Genomic DNA, 269 nt, shown 5'->3' with positions numbered 1-269 from the left:
CGGGCATGATGTCCGCATCGTTCGCGCCGACAGCGACTACGATGTCAAAGCGGAAGTACAAAACTTTCTCTGGGCTGATGTGGTGATCTGGCAGATGCCTGGCTGGTGGATGGGCGCGCCGTGGACCGTGAAAAAGTACATGGATGACGTCTTCACCGAAGGCCATGGTTCTCTGTACGCCAGCGATGGCCGTACCCGCTCCGATGACAGCAAAAAATATGGCTCCGGCGGGTTGATTCAGGGCAAACAGTATATGCTGTCGCTAACCT

At 55.8% G+C, this 269-nt stretch carries 1 protein-coding gene; it reads left to right on the top strand.

Features of this window, described 5'->3' with window-relative positions; genetic code table 11:
* Window positions 1-269 (top strand): NAD(P)H-dependent oxidoreductase (locus QP437_RS10100; RefSeq protein WP_285267742.1); only part of this gene is annotated, 269 nt, incomplete at both ends.

The organism is Haemophilus sp. UMB1048 (assembly GCF_030218125.1).
In the GTDB taxonomy this organism is placed as follows: Bacteria; Pseudomonadota; Gammaproteobacteria; order Enterobacterales; family Pasteurellaceae; genus Haemophilus_D.
Note: the sequence above shows the minus strand (reverse complement) of the source record. Positions and strands in the feature narration are given on the sequence as shown.